Source organism: Marinomonas ushuaiensis DSM 15871 (assembly GCF_000521805.1).
GTDB lineage: Bacteria > Pseudomonadota > Gammaproteobacteria > Pseudomonadales > Marinomonadaceae > Marinomonas > Marinomonas ushuaiensis.
The window spans coordinates 46,314-64,306 of record NZ_JAMB01000013.1; the positions used below are offsets into that span (position 1 = coordinate 46,314).

Consider the following 17,993-nt stretch of genomic DNA (forward strand, 5'->3'; position numbering starts at 1 on the left):
ATGATTACGTTATCCTATCGATATAATTGATGTTGTTCTATGTATCTTTGGACAGGCTCTGGCAGTAAATAAGCAATAGATTCATGTTTATGCACCAATGCCCTAATCATGCTAGAAGATATATCCAAAGGAGTTAGTGTCTCAAACCAGACACGACCCGAAGGCGCGCATTGTAACTCATGCGATGAAAAGGCACGATAGTTTTCGCAAAAAGCACTTAACTCCGAAATCAGATCAGGCTCCCACCCAGGACGAGAGACCACTAAAATATGCGCGTACTCAATCAATGACTGCCAATCATGCCAAGTAGAAAGGTACAAAAAACTGTCCATTCCTAATACCATAATCAATGGTTCATCAGGCCCAATATCCGCTCTAATATCCCGCAACGTATCAATACTATAGCTTGGCCCTTCTCGCTTTATTTCACGACAATCGACTTTTAAATTTTTATGACTCGAAATAGCAAGTCGAACCATATCTAAACGTTGTTGAGGAGTAACGCCAGGCCGCCCTTTATGAACAGGCTGAAAACAAGGAATCAACCTCAATTCAGAATATTGATAGCGCTCTAATACTTCGACTGCAGTTCGCAAATGGCCATTATGAATGGGGTCAAATGTTCCGCCCATAATAGCGATACCCGATTTCCCAGCGACCTTATCTATTTTAATTGTCACGAGTATGCCCGTCACCAAGCACAATGTATTTCTGACTTGTTAAGCCTAATAATCCAACCGGGCCACGAGCATGAATCTTATCTGTTGAAATACCAATTTCAGCGCCAAAGCCGTATTCAAAACCGTCAGCAAATGACGTTGAAGCATTTACCATGACAGATGATGAATCAACTTCAGTCATAAAAGAACGAGTTTTTGAATAGTTTTGAGTCACGATAGCATCCGTATGGTGTGAGCCATATTGATTAATATGAGCAATAGCCTCATCCATATCGGTAACGACTTTAATAGACAGTTTCGGCGCATGATATTCCGTATACCAATCTTCTTCTGTTGCCATACCAATAGAGACAGAAATAGATCGAGACAACTCACAACCAACCAGCTCAACACCTTTTTCTTCAAACGCACCAACCAATCGAGGCAATATTTCTTTCGCTATATCAGCATGAATCAATAAAGACTCCATCGCATTACACACACCATAGCGACGTGTTTTTGCATTTAATGCAATATTAAACGCCTTATCAAAGTCAGCTTCATTATCAATATAAACATGGCAGTTGCCATCGAGATGTTTAATCACAGGTACACGAGCATTTTTACTAATACGTTCAATTAAACCTTTACCGCCACGAGGCACAATCACATCCACATATTCCGGCATAGTAATAAGCTTACCTACCGCCTCTCTATCTGTTGTATTTAGAACTTGAACAGCAGTCGAAGGCAACCCAGCAAACTCCAAACCTTTAACAACAGCTTCCGCAATTGCTTGGTTTGAATAGAAAGCTTCAGAGCCACCGCGCAAAATAGTCGCATTACCTGATTTCAAACATAAACTCGCAGCGTCAATGGTTACATTTGGACGAGACTCATAAATAATACCAACAACACCAAGAGGCACTCTCATTTGACCACGCTGGATCCCTGAAGGCAGATAAACCATACCTGATATTTCACCAATTGGATCTGGTAAAGAGGCAACCTGTTTCAAACCTTCGATCATGCCATCAATACGCTTATCGTTAAGTAACAAGCGATCTAACAAAGCATCATCAAGCCCTTTTGCTCGACCATTACCCATGTCTTTTAGGTTTTCCTCTATCAATCGAGGTCGTGCATCTTCTAAGGCATCAGCCATAGCAAACAGCGCCATATTTTTTTGCTGAGTGGATGCTTTAGCAAGCAGACGAGAAGCCGCCCTAGCCTGCTGACCAATTTGATTCATATAAGACTCTAAAGACATTTTTAATCTCTAACAAAAAGTAAAAATAACAAACAATAGACCGCAAAATAGATCGTGATCCAATCAGACAAGCCAGTATACTATCACAATATTTTTATTCATTTAGTGCAGATTTTCACGAAAAGGAACCTCCATTGCCAGACTATCCGTCTTTTACGCTCTCGACAATCGGCATAATTCACTCCTGCTATAAAGAAAAGTTTGGAATTCCTCGACAACCAGGATTAGTAACTGAATCAACAGCACGCTTAGAACTCATCCCGCCTTACAACCGACTCGACACACTAGAAGGCTTAAGTAATTTCTCTCACATTTGGGTTCAGTTCATTTTCCATGCTTGCTTAACAGAAAAATGGAAAGCAAAAGTTCGCCCCCCTCGTCTGGGTGGAAAAGAAAAGCTTGGCGTGTTTTCAACACGAGCCACCCACAGACCTAATCCAATTGGTTTATCGGTGATAAAAATAGGCCGCATATATCAGGAAGACAAAAAGGTGTTTATTGATTTATATGGCGCTGACTTACTGGATGGAACACCTGTTTTAGATATAAAACCTTATTTGCCTTACGCAGATAGCATCCCTAATTCCAAAGGCGGCTTTGCACCAACGCCAACTCAGACAAAAAACGTTTTATTTTCTGCAGAAGCAAAATCACAATGCGAACATTATGAAAATTTGCACAATAGAGAAATAACGACTTTAATAAAACAAATTATTGAGCAAGATCCTCGTCCATCTTATCTATCTGAACAAATAGATAGAGAGCATGGCATTACCCTTTGGGATGTGAATATCAAATGGTGTGCAAGAAACGATCATCTTGAAATTCTTCGAATAGAATATAAGTAAGAGAACAAACTATGAATAAAAAGCAGTTCTTAAATACTTACAAAAAAATTGACTCGATAGATAAAACCAAATCAGAAAAAATCGAAAAAAAGCCTCTTTATCGCTCGGAACAAGACGAACGTCTGATAAAAGACTTCCATTACGCTAAATTTCAAAAAAATCTTTATAATTCACAAAAAAGTAAGGAGCTAAAAGACTTACTAGAAAAAGAAGATTGGGACGAAAAAGACACAGAGAAACTTCTCAAAACACTGCGCTAAAAAAACATACACCGACTCTATACCCATGGTTATCCACATGTTCTGTGTATAGTTTTCTTGTCAATAAATTCACAAAAAATAGGCACAAAAAAAGCGGACCTAAGTCCGCTTTTTATAACTATTAAAAATCAAAACTTAGTTTTGGTTTTCTAGTTGTGCTTTGATCAAATCACCGATAGTGGTAGGACCATTCGCTTCAGCTTGTTGTTTCTCAGAATGCGCTTTCAACGCAGTCTTCTCTTCAGTTGCATCTTTCTGCTTGATAGAAAGAGTGATAGTACGAGCTTTACGATCAACATTGATAATCGCTGCTTCTACTTTATCGCCTTCTTTCAATACAGATGTTGCATCTTCAACACGCTCACGGCTAATTTCAGATACTTTCAAAGTAGCTTCAACGCCTTCAGCAAGAACAACAACAGCACCTTTCGCATCAACTTCAGAGACAGTACCGTTAACGATAGTGCCTTTGTCATTTTCTGCTACGAAAGCAAGGAACGGATCTTCTTCTAGTTGTTTAACACCTAGAGAAATACGCTCGCGCTCAGCGTCGATAGACAATACAACTGTTTCTAGCATATCGCCTTTCTTGTATTTACGAACTGCGTCTTCACCCGTTTCTTCCCAAGATAGGTCAGATAGGTGAACAAGTCCGTCAATACCGCCGTCAAGACCAATGAACACACCAAAGTCAGTGATAGACTTGATTGCGCCAGAGATTTTGTCGCCTTTGTTGAATGAAGTAGCAAACTCTTCCCATGGGTTCATGGTGCACTGTTTGATACCTAGAGAGATACGACGACGTTCTTCGTCGATATCAAGAACCATAACTTCAACTTCATCACCAATCTGAACAACTTTAGATGGGTGAATGTTTTTGTTAGTCCAATCCATTTCAGAAACGTGAACTAGACCTTCAACGCCTTCTTCAAGTTCAGCGAAGCAACCGTAGTCAGTCAAGTTAGTAACTTTAGCCGTTACTTTAGTGTTCTCTGGGTAACGAGCTTTGATAGCTACCCATGGATCTTCACCCAACTGCTTAAGACCTAGAGACACACGATTACGCTCGCGGTCAAATTTAAGGACTTTAACGTCGATTTCATCACCAACAGCAATGATTTCGCTTGGGTGTTTAATGCGTTTCCAAGCCATATCAGTGATATGTAGAAGACCATCAACACCACCAAGATCAACGAAAGCACCATAGTCAGTAAGGTTCTTAACGATACCTTTAACTTCTTGGCCTTCTTCAAGAGAAGCAAGCAATGTTTCACGTTCAGCGCTGTTAGTCGCTTCCATAACGGCACGACGAGATACAACAACGTTGTTGCGTTTTTGATCAAGCTTAATAAGTTTGAACTCTAGATCAACACCTTCCAAATGAGATGTATCGCGGATTGGGCGAACATCTACCAAAGAACCAGGTAGGAAAGCACGGATATTTGCGATATCAACTGTAAAGCCACCTTTGACCTTACCGTTAATTACACCGTGAATAATGGCGTTTTCTTCGTAAGCTTTTTCAAGCACAGACCAAGTCTCTGCACGTTTCGCTTTTTCACGAGACAATTTAGTCTCACCGAAACCATCTTCAACAGCTTCAAGTGCAACTTTAACTTCGTCGCCGATGTTTAAGCTGAACTCACCACTTTCCGTTAGAAACTGAGAACGAGGAATTACGCCTTCAGATTTAAGACCTGCATGAACAGTTACCCATTCGCTGTCAATATCAACAACAATACCAGTAACAATTGAGCCTGGCGCCATTTCGACGGTTAACAGGCTTTCTTCAAACAGTTCTGCGAAGCTTTGAGTCATTGTATTTCCTATATAATCGGCTTAGCTAGGCTAAACCTTTATCCATATTGCCAGCAAATACGGGTCAGTTTTTTTGGTTGTTGCGATAAAGGCTTGCTGGCCCTCTACCGACTTGAATAACATTTGATCTATTCTAGCATATTCTAGATGCAAAAAAGTAGACGCAGAAAAGAACAGGCTATACGAGACCTGCTTTTACCGTTTCGGCAAAAACAATCTCGACAACCTGTTCTACTGTCAAATCTGTACTATCAATTACTAAGGCACCTGCAGCAGGCACAAGAGGAGCAATCGCTCGATTTGCATCTCGCTCATCTCGCTCTTTAATCGTCTTAACAAGTTCCGCTAGATTAACAGCTTCCCCTTTTTGCTGCAATTGCTGCAAACGCCTCTGAGCACGCTCTTCAGCAGATGCCGTTAAGAATATTTTAATTTGAGCCGATGGAAAAACCACCGTACCCATATCACGACCATCAGCTACCAATCCAGGCTGTTGCGAAAACGCTCGCTGACGAAGTAACAAACCTTCGCGAACAGCAGGTATGGCAGCAAGCTTAGATGCGTTATTACCTACTTCTTCGGTACGAATGGCTTGCGTAACCTTCTCACCTTCTAGAATAATTTCAACCTTACCGTCGTCTGATTGCTCAAACTGGATATCCAGATGTTCAGCCAACACTTTGAGCGTATCAACATCATCTACAGACATACCATGATGGGAAACGGCAAGGGAAAGAAGACGATATAATGCACCGCTATCCAGCATGTGCCATCCCAGCTTTTCTGCGATTAATTGACTTACAGTGCCTTTACCTGCACCACTTGGACCATCAATCGTAATAACTGGGCCTTGGTTAATCATAACAATTCCTCTTTAAAAACTATTGCGCCACTAAACAATGAAAACCTAATTGCAAAGCAACACTCTCTAACTCACTAAATTCTTCTAACAATTTTTGACAGTCATTTATTTTAGTTACTGCCTTACTTCTGGCGCCTAACGCAATCATGGCGAGCGCAAGCCGGTCATCACCGGCACAATCCAACTCCCCACCTTGCGGCAAACCGCCCTTAATAATTAATTCACCATTTTCATAGACACTGGTAATTCGCATTTGCTCAAGCGCATCAACTAACGCCAAAATTCTATCTTCATAATAATAAGGTAACTGACTAATACCTTTTATATGACTCTCTCCATTTGTATAAGCAGCAGCCACACACAATAGAGGTAACTCATCTCTAAACTGATAACTTTGTTCAGAACTCAACGAAAATGCTTTCAGCTCAGAAAAGCAGACCCGAAGAGCTCCCTCATGAAGCCCCATCAAACCCGCAGAAGGTAATGAAATATCCGCACCGATTGACTGCAAAAAAGACAAATAATCAAATGATACCGAATCCAAACCTACATTTTCTATTATCAATTCAGAACCTGGCAATAAACTTGCTAACAAAACTAACCAAGCCGCTTCATGCTCATCACCAGATAAAATAATATGGCTTCCAACAGGAGCTGACGGCTCAACATTAAAACCATTGTCCGTTTCGGATATCGCTATACCAAAACGACGTAATAAAACCTCACAATGAGACAAACCAAGCATTAAGGGTGTCACATAACCATTACCAGGCGCATACAATGTGGCTAAAAATGCTGCCATCCGAAGACGCTCTGAACCACTCTTTAAAGAAATGGAAATCTTGGAACATTCACCTGGGGACAATATCGTAGGCAAACAATCAGCTACTTCCGAAGTAACCTCACAGCCCATATCCCTCACTAAAGAAAATAAGTCACTCAGCGACTGATTCAATAATTTGCCCTCAGCAGCAACCGAGGCAACAAAAGACTGCCCAGCTAAAACTGGCAATAACAAATACAGACTTTCTCTAGATTCATAGACATTAATGGGCGCAATAGGGGCTTTTAGCCCACGAAGACCAACACCATGCACTCGAAGCTGATCGGTAGCCATCTCTTCGATAACTACCCCCATATCCCTAAATGCCTGAATAGTGATGCGTACATCACCATTTAAATCAATGTTCTTTAATTCACTAATACCTGTAGATAGCGCCGCTATAGTAATCGCTTTATGTGACAAAGATTTGTCACCCAATAAAGAAATGCTCCCCTTTAATGCAGAAGCAGGCAAAACAGATAACGAGACGGGACGCACTTCTTTTGTGGATCCAATTGTACGCTGCTCTAAGACTCGAAGAAAATGATCTCGCGCAGACTTTGCCCGAGTAAAAACACCAAACATACTCGCGCCATCACCTTGCTCTATTGCAGTTCGCATATCAGCAAGACGATCTGTAAAATGATCCAATGTCGCCAAGGTTGCGTCTTTATTTGCCATAAAGACATCTCGCCACATAACTGGGTCACTAGACGCAATTCGGGTAAAATCACGGAAGCCACCAGCAGCAAATTTAAATATATCCTGATTACGCTCGCCATTAGCAAGCGCATCAACCAAGGTATAAGCAAGCAAATGCGGCAAATGACTAGACGATGCTAAGACATGATCATGATGCTCAACATCCATACTCACGACATCCGCCCCAACGGAACGCCAGATACGATGCAAACGATCTAGCAGCACAGGATTACTGTCCGGCAAAGGCGTCACTATTGCCATGTGTTTTTCAAACAACAAAGGGTTAGAAGCTAATACACCACTTTTTTCTGCACCAGCAATTGGATGACTTGGAATAAAATTAGAGGGCACTTCCTTAAAAACACGACGAACTGCCTCAACAACACTTCCCTTCGTTGAGCCCACATCAGTAATCAATGTACGTTCAGATAAGAAAGGTTTTATTTCAGATAGAACTGACTCCATCGCTCGTACTGGCGTCGCCAAGATAATAACATCCATCTTGCCAATATATTCTGCTGACAATTCAGCCGGGTAATCAATAACGCCAGTCGACACACCTAATGCCAACTCACCTTCTCGACGGTCAGCACCATAAAGCGTTGCCAAACCACGATCTTTGAGCGCTTTAGCGAAAGAACCACCAATCATGCCAAGACCAATGATCATGACATTACCGAATTTCTTTTTTTCTTGAGGCATAGTATCCAGCGGCATTTAAAAATTACTCTTATCTATCAAAGCGCGACATATCTAGCAATATTGAAAAGTGATTAGTGACTAGTGACTTAAAGTACAGCCACAGGATAAGAACCCAACACCTTCACTTCAGATGCTTTCTCACGTAGCTCATCAATAACAGTACAACATTCGTCATCTAGATAATGACCAACGAAATCGATGTAGAAAATATAACCCCAACGACTCATCAAAGAAGGACGAGTTTCTAATCGCGTCATATCAACACCATGTCGCTCAAATGCTTCGAGTAAATGATACAAAGCGCCTGGTTCATTCTTAGCGCTAATCAACAAAGACGTTTTATCTTTACCACTAGGCGGCACATCCTGATTACCAACAATCAAAAAGCGCGTTGTATTATCAGGACGATCTTCAATATTCGCCGACACTTTTGACAAACCATATAATTCACAAGCTACTTCACCAGCAATCGCAGCAATAGCGCGACCACCTTTACCCGCATCAGCAACAAGACGAGCCGCTTCTGCGTTAGAACTCACAGCAACACGCTCTGCGTGAGGCCAATAACGATCCAACCAAGCTCGACATTGCGCTAAGGATTGTTGATGCGAATAAATATGTGTAACGTCTTCTGGGTTAATATTAGGGCTAACCAACAAATGATGATGGATACGCTCTTCCACTTCTCCACAAATTTTTAATTGAGAATCGCGAAAGCTATCTAGAGTGTGATTAACAACACCTTCCGTCGAGTTCTCAACAGGCACAACACCATAATTTGCAGCGCCTGATTCAACCTCACGAAAGACTTCATCAATGGCAGCCATTGGCGCACTGATTATAGACTTCCCAAAGTGCTTTAACGCTGCCTGTTGAGTGAACGTCCCTTCTGGCCCCAAAAACGCAATACGCATTGGTTTTTCCAGTGCGAGACAAGAAGACATAATTTGACGAAAAATCTTCGCCATCTCTTCATTACCGAGAGGCCCTTCATTGCGTTCCATCACACGCCGCAATACCTGCGCTTCACGCTCTGGGCGATAAAAGACAACGTCATCACTTTGCTCAGCCAGCTTCACTTCAGCTACTTTTTGAGCACAACGCGCACGTTCATTTATCAATATTTGGATTTGCGAATCAATTGAATCGATACGATCGCGCAATAATGGCAGTGTATTTGGCACCGCACTTTTAGAGTTAGACATATTCTTTATTACCCGTGACGTTCTTCAAAATCGCGCATAAAGTCGATTAATGCAACCACACCTTCCATTGGCATAGCGTTATAAATACTTGCTCGCATTCCACCAACAGAGCGATGACCAGCCAATGTACGCAAACCAGCCTCTTCAGATTCTCTGATAAACAAAGCATCTAATGAATCATCCGCCAAAATAAAAGGCACATTCATGCGAGACCTGAATGCTGGGTCAACAGGATTTGAATAAAATGCACTAGAATCGATAAAGTCGTATAGAGCTTTTGCTTTACGAATATTGATTTCCTCAATCGCCTCAACACCGCCTTGCGCTTCCAACCACTCAAACACAAGATCAGCTAAATAAATGGCAAAAGTTGGCGGGGTATTTATCATGGAATCGTTTGCCGCTAAATTAGCAAAGCTCCAAACAGAAGGTAGGTCATCACTAGAGCGAGCCAATAAGTCCTTACGCACAATACAAATAACCACACCAGCAGGGCCAACATTTTTCTGAGCGCCAGCGTAAATCATACCGTATTTACTAACATCGATTTTGCGAGACAAAATAGTCGAAGATAAATCCGCCACAATAGGCAATTGAGTTTCCGGTAAATCAGAAAACTCTACACCGCCGATTGTTTCATTAGGGCAAAGGTGTAAATAAGCGGCGCTTTCATCTAAGTTAAGACTAGAAAAATCAGGAACGGTTGAATAATTTTGCTCTTTGGAAGAACCAACAACATTCACTTTCGTGTAACGCTTCGCCTCTTTAATCGCTTTAGAAGACCAAGCCCCAGTATCTAAGTAACAAGCCGAATCAAAACCATTCACTAGATTTGCAGGAATTTGAGAAAATAAAGTAGACGCCCCACCCTGTACAAACAAAATTTCGTAATCATCGCTGACATTAAGCAAACGGGACAAACGAGCTTTAGCCGAAGCCAGTATTGACATAAACTCATCACTACGGTGACTCATTTCCATAACGGAAACACCAGCACCATGCCAATCTAACATTTCAGATTGCGCTTTCTTCAAAACGGCTTCTGGAAGCGCTGCTGGACCAGAACAAAAATTATATACTCGGCTCATCCTGTTTATTACCTCTAATATTCTCAGGAATTACTTTAAAAATCACAAGAACAATGCACAACAAAAGCGACGCACCTAGGTGCGTCGCTTATTTACTATTCCGTATCAGCTTCTGTGATATCTGGAGATTCATCGCCATCATTGGGTGCTTGATCGATAACCGCGTCATCCGCTTCATCAATCTCGATTTCCCCTTCATCGTCTTCCACTACGCGCTCAATGCCAACCAAATGTTCATCATTTGTTAAACGAATCAAAGTCACACCTTGCGTGTTTCGTCCTTGACAAGACACCTCGGTTACTCGAGTACGAACTAATGTCCCTTGGTCTGTAATCAAGATAATTTCATCCGTTTCATCAACCTGAGCCGCGCCGATGACTGGACCGTTACGATCAGATACTTGAATACCAATAACACCTTGACCACCACGACCATAGACTGGGAAGTCATCTACTAACGTACGTTTACCAAAGCCGTTTTCACACGCCATCAATACAGCAAGATCATTCTGCGGAACGATGAGAGAAACCACTTTCGCGCCCTCACTTAATCGAATACCACGAACACCGGCTGCTGTACGACCCATAGGTCGGACATCTGACTCTTTAAAGCGAATTGTTTTACCTGAAGACGAAACCAACATAATGTCGCTTTCGCCATTTGTAACAGACACACCAACTAATTCATCGGTTTCATCTAGGCTTAATGCTATCAATCCAGTCGAGCGAGGACGTGCAAAATGCTGCAGTGCAGTTTTCTTAACCGTACCGTTCGCGGTTGCCATAAAGATATAGCTGCTCGCTTCTACGATTGCGTCTTCAGCCATGTTTTCAATAACGTCTTCAGAAGCTGTTTCTTCACCTTCTACTTTGTCTTCCGTCTCAACGACTGGTAAAGGCAACAAGGCAGAAATAGATTCACCTTCTCTCAAAGGTAACAAGTTAACAATTGGACGTCCTTTAGCACCACGACTCGCTACTGGAATATCAAACACTCTCATCCAATAAACTTTACCAAAATTACTAAACAACATAATGGTGTCATGACTACTAGTCACTAATAGATGCTCAATATGATCTTCGTCCTTCATGCTCGCAGAAGATTTACCACGACCACCACGACGTTGAGCTTGATACTCTTCTAAAGGCTGAGATTTTGCATAGCCCGTATTAGAAATCGTCACTACCATTGGCGCTTCATCAATCAAGTCAGCCATGGTCAAATCTTGGCGCGATGTCAAAATCTCAGTTCGGCGTGCATCACCAAACATATCACGCACTTCTTCAAGCTCTTCGCGAATAACTTCCATCAAACGATCTGGGTTAGACAAAATATTAAGTAACTCAGCAATCAGCTCAATCAGGTTTTTATATTCTGTTAGTAACTTATCGTGCTCCAAGCCCGTCAAGCGATGTAGACGTAAATCCAATATTGCTTGAGCTTGGTCTGGTGACAAATGATAAGCACCATCAACAAAACCATATTCAGCAGCAAGATCATCAGGACGACATGCATCTGCACCAGCACGCTCAAGCATGGCCATAACGCCACCTGGCTGCCAAGATGCACCGACCAATTTTTCTTTCGCTTCAGCAGACGTTGGAGATTGACGAATCATTTCGATGATTTCATCAATATTAACAAGCGCAACAGCAAGACCTTCTAGAATATGACCTCGCTCACGAGCTTTACGAAGCTCGAAAATAGTACGACGCGTAACCACCTCACGGCGATGTTTCACGAAGCACTCAAGAATCTGTTTAAGGTTTAGTAACTGCGGGCGACCATCAACCAAGGCCACCATATTGATACCAAACACAGACTGCAACTGAGTTTGAGTAAAAATATTATTAACAACAACATCTGGATTTTCACCACGACGCAGTTCAATAACAATACGCATACCGTCTTTATCAGATTCATCGCGAAGCTCACTGATACCTTCAAGCTTTTTATCTTTTACAAGCTCAGCAATTTTCTCAATTACTCTCGCTTTATTAAGCTGATAAGGAATCTCTGTAAAAACAATGGACTGGCGATTACCCTTCTCCATGTCTTCAAAGTGATGACGAGCACGCATATAAATACGACCACGACCCGTTTTGTAGGCATCGATAATACCTGCACGACCATTGATAAAAGCAGCAGTCGGAAAATCAGGTCCAGGAATATGTTCAATCAACCCCTCAATCGTGATATCCGGATTATCAATAACGGCAAGACAACCATCAAGAACTTCACCAAGATTATGAGGTGGGATATTAGTCGCCATACCTACTGCGATACCTGCAGAACCATTAACAAGCAATCCAGGTACACGTGCTGGCAATACTTCTGGCATAAATTCTGTGCCATCGTAGTTGGGCACAAAGTCGACCGTTTCTTTCTCAAGATCTATTAACAGATGATGAGCAATTTTCGCCATACGTATTTCGGTATAACGCATGGCAGCAGCACTGTCTCCATCGACAGAACCGAAGTTACCTTGTCCATCAACTAAGGTGTAACGCAATGAGAAAGGCTGCGCCATACGAACAATAGTATCGTATACAGCGGAATCACCATGTGGGTGATATTTACCGATTACATCACCGACGATACGCGCCGATTTTTTGTACGGTTTATTCCAATCATTTTTAAGTTCATTCATCGCAAATAGAACACGACGGTGAACAGGTTTTAATCCGTCTCGTACATCAGGTAATGCTCGACCTACGATTACACTCATAGCGTAATCTAGGTAAGACCCCTTAAGTTCATTTTCGATACTGACGGGAATAATTTCTTTGGCTAATTCACCCATAGGTACAACCGATCCTTTATGCCGCGAAAGTCAAAAAGACTTTCTTATATCTTTTTATAAGCGCCGCATTATAACATAAGGAAATAAATAACACCTCTTCAAGAAGGTGTTTTGTTACCCAATATTACATTTAGACGAAGCCACCTATCCATTCAACTTCATTATGCCATCCAAGCCTCCCAACTAACCATCCTTAGATGTAAATCAAGTTAGCTATTGGTCAGCTCATTAGGTTGGCGCTATACTAGAAAAAACAAGTTTCTTACAACCCCCTTAAACAGACACAAAGAAGCTTTAAAAAACACTCTAAGTAACCAAATACATCAGACACACGTTAATTTTCAGCCGCATATTAATGGAACCCATATAAAATGACCAACCCACAACAAAACAATGTCGATCTAAATGAAGTTGCAAAGTTTGAAGCCCTAGCAAGCAAATGGTGGGACACAGAAAATGAATTCAAACCTCTCCATGACATCAACCCTTTGCGCACCAATTATGTTGACGAACGTGCCGCCGGACTAAACAACAAAAAAGTCATCGATATCGGTTGTGGCGGCGGCATTTTATCAGAAGCTATGGCGAAGCTTGGCGCCAATGTAAAAGGCATAGACATGGGTGAAGCCCCTCTTGCAGTCGCTAAATTACACCTAGAAGAGTCAAAACTTGATATCGATTATGAAAAAATTACCGCTGAAGAAATAGCACATCGCGAAGCGGGTCAATACGACGTCGTAACCTGCCTTGAAATGCTAGAGCACGTACCAGACCCAGCATCTGTTATCAAAGCCTGCATGACTCTTGTTAAACCGGGCGGACATGTATTTTTTTCAACCATTAACAGAAACCCAAAAGCGTATCTTTTTGCCATTATCGGAGCAGAATATATTCTTAATATGTTACCTAAAGGCACACACGATTATGCAAAATTCATCCAGCCTGCTGAACTAAATAACTACGCCAGATTGGCCGGTTTAGAAGTTCAACATATGACAGGCATGACCTACAACCCCCTGACAAAAACATACAAATTGAACGATAAAGACGTGTCTGTGAATTATCTAATGCACACTCAGAAACCCAAAGCCTAACAAAGGCACAAGGAGGAGATATGTTTCATTATCAAGCCCCAAGCCAACTACTAAAAGACAAAGTAATCCTCGTCACAGGGGCAGGTGATGGCATCGGAAAAACCGCAGCTATCACTTACGCAAAACATGGTGCAACCGTTATTTTACTTGGTCGCACCACAAAAAAACTCGACGCAGTTTATGACCTCATAGAAAAAAATAAATACCCTCAAGCCGCCATCGTCCCATTAAACCTTGATGGCGCTTCAGAGCATGACTATCTAGCACTCTCCAACACTATTAAAAGTGAATTTGGCCAGCTTGATGGTATTCTTCATAATGCGAGTTTATTAGGTCAACGCACAACATTAACAAACTACGACCCAGCCCTATTCGAACAAGTAATGCGCATCAACGTCACAAGTCAATTACTACTAAACCAAGCCTTACTCCCTCTAATGGAAAAAGCCGAAGACGCTTCCATTATCTTTACGTCTTCTGGCGTTGGTAGAACTGCAAGAGCTAATTGGGGCGCTTACGCTGTTTCAAAATTTGCAACCGAAGCTATGATGCAACTCTTCGCAAGCGAACTCGCGGAGATATCGCCAAATATCCGTGCAAATGCCATCAACCCCGGCGCAACCAGAACTAACATGCGCGCAGAAGCATTTCCAAAAGAAGACCCAAACACCCTACCCACTCCAGAAGACATCATGCCTCTCTACCTTTATTTAATGGGTAAAGACAGCCTGACAATTAACGGTCAATCACTCGACGCTCAGTAAAACTGAGCGCTAAATGCAATGGATAACTCAAAAGTCCATTGCATCTCATTATAAGCTTCAGTTAATCTAAATAGATGAATCTCACTTTAAAAAAAGCAATACCCTATTTCATTCTATTTTCAACACTGATGTCACTTTCAGGCCATGCTGACGATACAAAGACAATCTCAACAACACCCACAGCAGACAGAACAAAGCTCGATACAAATAACACGGAAGATAACGGTGTGAAAAACGACAGCGCTAACAATAACAATAACAATATGAGAGAGATTCTCAACAAAAGCCTGACAGACACAAACAACTACTACACAATAACACTACCAAACAAACTTAAAGTGCTACTAATAAGCGACCCTCAAGCAGAACGTTTTTCAGCCTCTTTATCTGTTAACGTGGGCAGTTTTCAGGATCCAGATCAACAACAAGGGCTTGCTCATTTTTTAGAACACATGCTTTTTTTAGGCACAGAAAAATACCCAGAATCCGGCGACTACCAGTCTTTCATAAACATAAATGGTGGCTCGCATAACGCCTATACAAGTACAGACACCACCAACTTTCATTTCGATATAAAGCCCGACGCATACGAAGGCGGACTAGACCGATTTTCTCAGTTCTTCACCACACCATTATTTAGCGAATCCCTCACTCAGCGAGAAAAAAACGCAGTAGACTCAGAGTACAAAGCGAAATTCAAAAATGAAAGTCGACGCAATAACCAAGCATTTAAAACACTTATTAACTCAGAACATCCATATAACCACTTCACAGTAGGCAATTTAGACACGCTAAAAGACCTCCCAAACAATCCACTAAGAGAACAGCTACTCACTCTTTATAAGCAGAATTATTTTGCCGAAAATATGGCATTGGTCTTGGTCGCAAATCTATCATCAGATCGACTATCAACACTTGCTCATCAATATTTTTCAGACATTCCAAGCGGCACATTAAAAAACGAGGAACGCCACCCTACACTCATTCCAATTGGAAAACCTCGCCTACAATTTGTTCGCTCGCTTATCGACAACAACACTTTATCTTTTTATTATCAAATCGACCCTCAAAGTGACAACTACAAAACACAGCCAACACGTTATTTATCTTATATTCTAGGCAATGAAAACAAAGGCTCTTTGTTTTCATCCTTGAAGTCAGAAGGGCTTATTAACAGCATTTCTGCCAGCACCAGCCCCGACTATGGTGACAATGCTTTTTTCTCTGTAAAAATGCACCTCACCAATGAAGGAATGGAAAAAATAGACATAGTCGCTAAACAACTATTTGCAACCATAACCCTATTAAGATCCTCTTCAATAAACCCTCTCTATCTTGACGAAGGCCTCAAACTTAGTCAGCTAATGTATAACAATCAAAGTTATGTTGACCCACAAACACTCGCCAGATCCTTGTCGTCCAGAATGTTAAAAATCCCAGTTGAAGATATATTAAGCAGCTTCCGTGTTGAGACAACAGCCAATAAGGAACAGGTAGCTCGTCTATTGCAACAACTCAATACTGAAAATTTATTAGTTCAAATTGCAACCAATAAAGATTTTCCCGAAAATTGGGCAGAAGAGCCTGTAATATGGAAAACAGAACCTTGGTATCAAAGCGAATACAGCAACAATGACTTTAGCCAATCCTTCTTAAATTTTGTCAACTTAGCTGTCACTAGCACTTATGTAAGCCTGCCAGAAAAAAATAACTTCATTCCAGAATCATTGGATTTGATTGATGAAAAAGATGACATACCGTCTATCGTTTTCCAAAAAGAAGGCTTCACCTATTGGAATAAATCTGATTCAAGCTTCAAAAAGCCCGTTGCCATGAACTTCGTCACAATACGCTTCGATCATGCGACCGACACACCAGAAAATATATTATTAAACAGGTTATGGAGTCGGCTTTTTAACGACAGTGTCAGCGAGTCCACATACACTCCTTATGTCGCAGGGCTTGGTTTTAGCTTTTACCCGCATGCGAATGGCGCAACACTGCGCACAAATGGCTATTCCGATAAACAAGGCACCTATATTACTTGGCTCATTGATCAACTTTTCTTATTCCGACCGAGCATAGAACGTTTTGAACTCGCTAAAAAGCAACTTGAGAAAGACCTTAGTAACCAAAAAAGTAGACAAGCATACAGCAATGCCAATTCAGCATTCAGCACACTAATTACAAAAAGAAGTTTCACCACTAAAGAATTAGAAAAGGCCCTGACATCACTTTCATTAGAAGATTTATTGGCTTTTACAAAACAAGCCAGAGAGCACTTTGATATTGTTGGCTACAGCACTGGCAATATCACTAAAGAACAAACTGAAAAATTGGCACTCTCTCTTTATCAACGCTTTGACGGCCGTTTATTTCCAAGAACACCAATAGAAATTGAAACTAAACATTTAACAGCTCAACAAAAACTACATTATCAATTTGATTCAACCAGTGATGATAACGTCGTGCTTTACACAATAATCAGTACTAGTACACAAAACCCAGAAACAACAAAAGAAGAGGCCATCACAGAAAAAGCGTATATTTCCATCCTTAAAAAGCTAATTAACAGCCCCTTTTATCAAGAACTCAGAACCGACAAGCAACTCGGCTATATTGTTGGAACACAAAATCTAAGCATACGAGACACGCCTATTTTAGGCTTATTAATTCAATCTCCAAACAAAGACACACTAACCATTATTAATGCCATGCAAATCTTTCTAAAAGCACAAGAAAACAGATTAAAAACACTTCCAGAAGAAGAGTTTAATACTGCCAAAAATGCACTATTGAATGAACTAAAAACAAAAGCTAAGAACCTAAGTGACAATGCATTTAATGAGTGGAGCCAAATTGCAAAAGGAGAAAAACATCAGACAAGAGAAGAATGGATTAACACGGTAGAAAATCTCAAAGTGAGCGACTTTATTCGCTTCACAACAGACAAATTACAAGCAATTGAGTCCACAAATATTATTATTCATAACAAAAGCTTTCCAGCGGAGCTCATTGAAAAACACTGGGTGGAATCATCACCCTCATTTCTACTCCTTATCAATGCAGAACCATAAAATACAAATGAGACAGC

Annotated in this window: 13 protein-coding genes; 5 read left to right on the forward strand and 8 right to left on the reverse strand. The window is 41.2% G+C overall.

Annotation, left to right across the window (positions count from 1 at the left end):
- Window positions 1–14 precede the first annotated feature (14 nt).
- Both nadD and MUS1_RS13110 read right to left on the reverse strand, forming a co-directional pair.
- The gene (gene nadD, locus MUS1_RS13105; RefSeq protein ID WP_036163301.1) at window positions 15–680 is read right to left on the reverse strand and encodes a nicotinate-nucleotide adenylyltransferase; all 666 of its coding nucleotides are present in this window, start codon (window positions 678–680) and stop codon (window positions 15–17) included.
- The gene (locus MUS1_RS13110) at window positions 670–1,929 is read right to left on the reverse strand and encodes a glutamate-5-semialdehyde dehydrogenase (protein WP_036163303.1); all 1,260 of its coding nucleotides are present in this window, start codon (window positions 1,927–1,929) and stop codon (window positions 670–672) included. The genes nadD and MUS1_RS13110 overlap by 11 nt, the downstream gene beginning before the upstream one ends.
- 134 nt (window positions 1,930–2,063) lie before the next feature.
- Here MUS1_RS13110 and tsaA point away from each other — a divergent pair, with 134 nt between their 5' ends.
- Window positions 2,064–2,777, forward strand: a complete 714-nt coding sequence (gene tsaA / locus MUS1_RS13115; RefSeq protein ID WP_036163305.1) for a tRNA (N6-threonylcarbamoyladenosine(37)-N6)-methyltransferase TrmO — start codon at window positions 2,064–2,066, stop codon at window positions 2,775–2,777.
- A gap of 11 nt (window positions 2,778–2,788) precedes the next feature.
- Entirely contained in the window at window positions 2,789–3,037 is a 249-nt protein-coding gene (locus tag MUS1_RS13120; protein ID WP_036163307.1) for a hypothetical protein, read from the forward strand.
- Between the two features lie 135 nt (window positions 3,038–3,172).
- Here the strand turns inward: MUS1_RS13120 and rpsA are convergent, their stop codons facing one another.
- From rpsA to gyrA, 6 genes are all read right to left on the reverse strand, one after another.
- Entirely contained in the window at window positions 3,173–4,855 is a 1,683-nt protein-coding gene (rpsA, locus tag MUS1_RS13125) for a 30S ribosomal protein S1 (protein WP_036163308.1), read from the reverse strand.
- Window positions 4,856–5,033: 178 nt separating this feature from the next.
- The gene (gene cmk, locus MUS1_RS13130) at window positions 5,034–5,717 is read right to left on the reverse strand and encodes a (d)CMP kinase (RefSeq protein WP_036163309.1); all 684 of its coding nucleotides are present in this window, start codon (window positions 5,715–5,717) and stop codon (window positions 5,034–5,036) included.
- A 19-nt stretch (window positions 5,718–5,736) separates the two neighbouring features.
- Window positions 5,737–7,959, reverse strand: coding sequence for a bifunctional prephenate dehydrogenase/3-phosphoshikimate 1-carboxyvinyltransferase (locus MUS1_RS13135; RefSeq protein WP_245595814.1), 2,223 nt, complete (start codon window positions 7,957–7,959; stop codon window positions 5,737–5,739).
- A gap of 71 nt (window positions 7,960–8,030) precedes the next feature.
- Window positions 8,031–9,149, reverse strand: coding sequence for a prephenate dehydratase (gene pheA / locus MUS1_RS13140; protein ID WP_036163310.1), 1,119 nt, complete (start codon window positions 9,147–9,149; stop codon window positions 8,031–8,033).
- A gap of 8 nt (window positions 9,150–9,157) precedes the next feature.
- Window positions 9,158–10,237, reverse strand: a complete 1,080-nt coding sequence (gene serC / locus MUS1_RS13145) for a 3-phosphoserine/phosphohydroxythreonine transaminase (RefSeq protein ID WP_036163312.1) — start codon at window positions 10,235–10,237, stop codon at window positions 9,158–9,160.
- Window positions 10,238–10,332: 95 nt separating this feature from the next.
- Window positions 10,333–13,041 carry a DNA gyrase subunit A gene (gene gyrA, locus MUS1_RS13150; RefSeq protein ID WP_036163313.1) on the reverse strand — a complete coding sequence of 903 codons (2,709 nt, stop codon included), beginning with the start codon at window positions 13,039–13,041 and terminating at the stop codon, window positions 10,333–10,335.
- A gap of 371 nt (window positions 13,042–13,412) precedes the next feature.
- Between gyrA and ubiG the strand changes: the two genes are divergently transcribed.
- The 3 genes from ubiG (at window position 13,413) to MUS1_RS13165 (ending at window position 17,976) form a co-directional block, all read left to right on the forward strand.
- A complete protein-coding gene (gene ubiG, locus MUS1_RS13155) occupies window positions 13,413–14,135 on the forward strand; it encodes a bifunctional 2-polyprenyl-6-hydroxyphenol methylase/3-demethylubiquinol 3-O-methyltransferase UbiG (RefSeq protein WP_036163314.1) in 723 nt (240 codons plus the stop codon).
- Window positions 14,136–14,155: 20 nt separating this feature from the next.
- Window positions 14,156–14,899 (forward strand): YciK family oxidoreductase, encoded by a 744-nt coding sequence (locus MUS1_RS13160; RefSeq protein ID WP_036163315.1) that lies wholly within the window; start codon window positions 14,156–14,158, stop codon window positions 14,897–14,899.
- Between the two features lie 74 nt (window positions 14,900–14,973).
- On the forward strand, window positions 14,974–17,976 hold the full coding sequence (locus MUS1_RS13165) for an insulinase family protein (RefSeq protein WP_245595815.1): 3,003 nt from the start codon (window positions 14,974–14,976) through the stop codon (window positions 17,974–17,976).
- Window positions 17,977–17,993: the final 17 nt, after the last annotated feature.

Coding starts and splice junctions, on each gene's coding strand:
- MUS1_RS13110 (WP_036163303.1), bottom strand. CDS start 1,929: ATGTCTTTAGAGTCTTATATGAATCAAATTGGTCAGCAGGCTAGGGCG.
- MUS1_RS13120 (WP_036163307.1), top strand. CDS start 2,789: ATGAATAAAAAGCAGTTCTTAAATACTTACAAAAAAATTGACTCGATA.
- rpsA (WP_036163308.1), bottom strand. CDS start 4,855: ATGACTCAAAGCTTCGCAGAACTGTTTGAAGAAAGCCTGTTAACCGTC.
- cmk (WP_036163309.1), bottom strand. CDS start 5,717: ATGATTAACCAAGGCCCAGTTATTACGATTGATGGTCCAAGTGGTGCA.
- MUS1_RS13135 (WP_245595814.1), bottom strand. CDS start 7,959: ATGCCGCTGGATACTATGCCTCAAGAAAAAAAGAAATTCGGTAATGTC.
- pheA (WP_036163310.1), bottom strand. CDS start 9,149: ATGTCTAACTCTAAAAGTGCGGTGCCAAATACACTGCCATTATTGCGC.
- serC (WP_036163312.1), bottom strand. CDS start 10,237: ATGAGCCGAGTATATAATTTTTGTTCTGGTCCAGCAGCGCTTCCAGAA.
- gyrA (WP_036163313.1), bottom strand. CDS start 13,041: ATGGGTGAATTAGCCAAAGAAATTATTCCCGTCAGTATCGAAAATGAA.
- ubiG (WP_036163314.1), top strand. CDS start 13,413: ATGACCAACCCACAACAAAACAATGTCGATCTAAATGAAGTTGCAAAG.
- MUS1_RS13160 (WP_036163315.1), top strand. CDS start 14,156: ATGTTTCATTATCAAGCCCCAAGCCAACTACTAAAAGACAAAGTAATC.
- MUS1_RS13165 (WP_245595815.1), top strand. CDS start 14,974: ATGAATCTCACTTTAAAAAAAGCAATACCCTATTTCATTCTATTTTCA.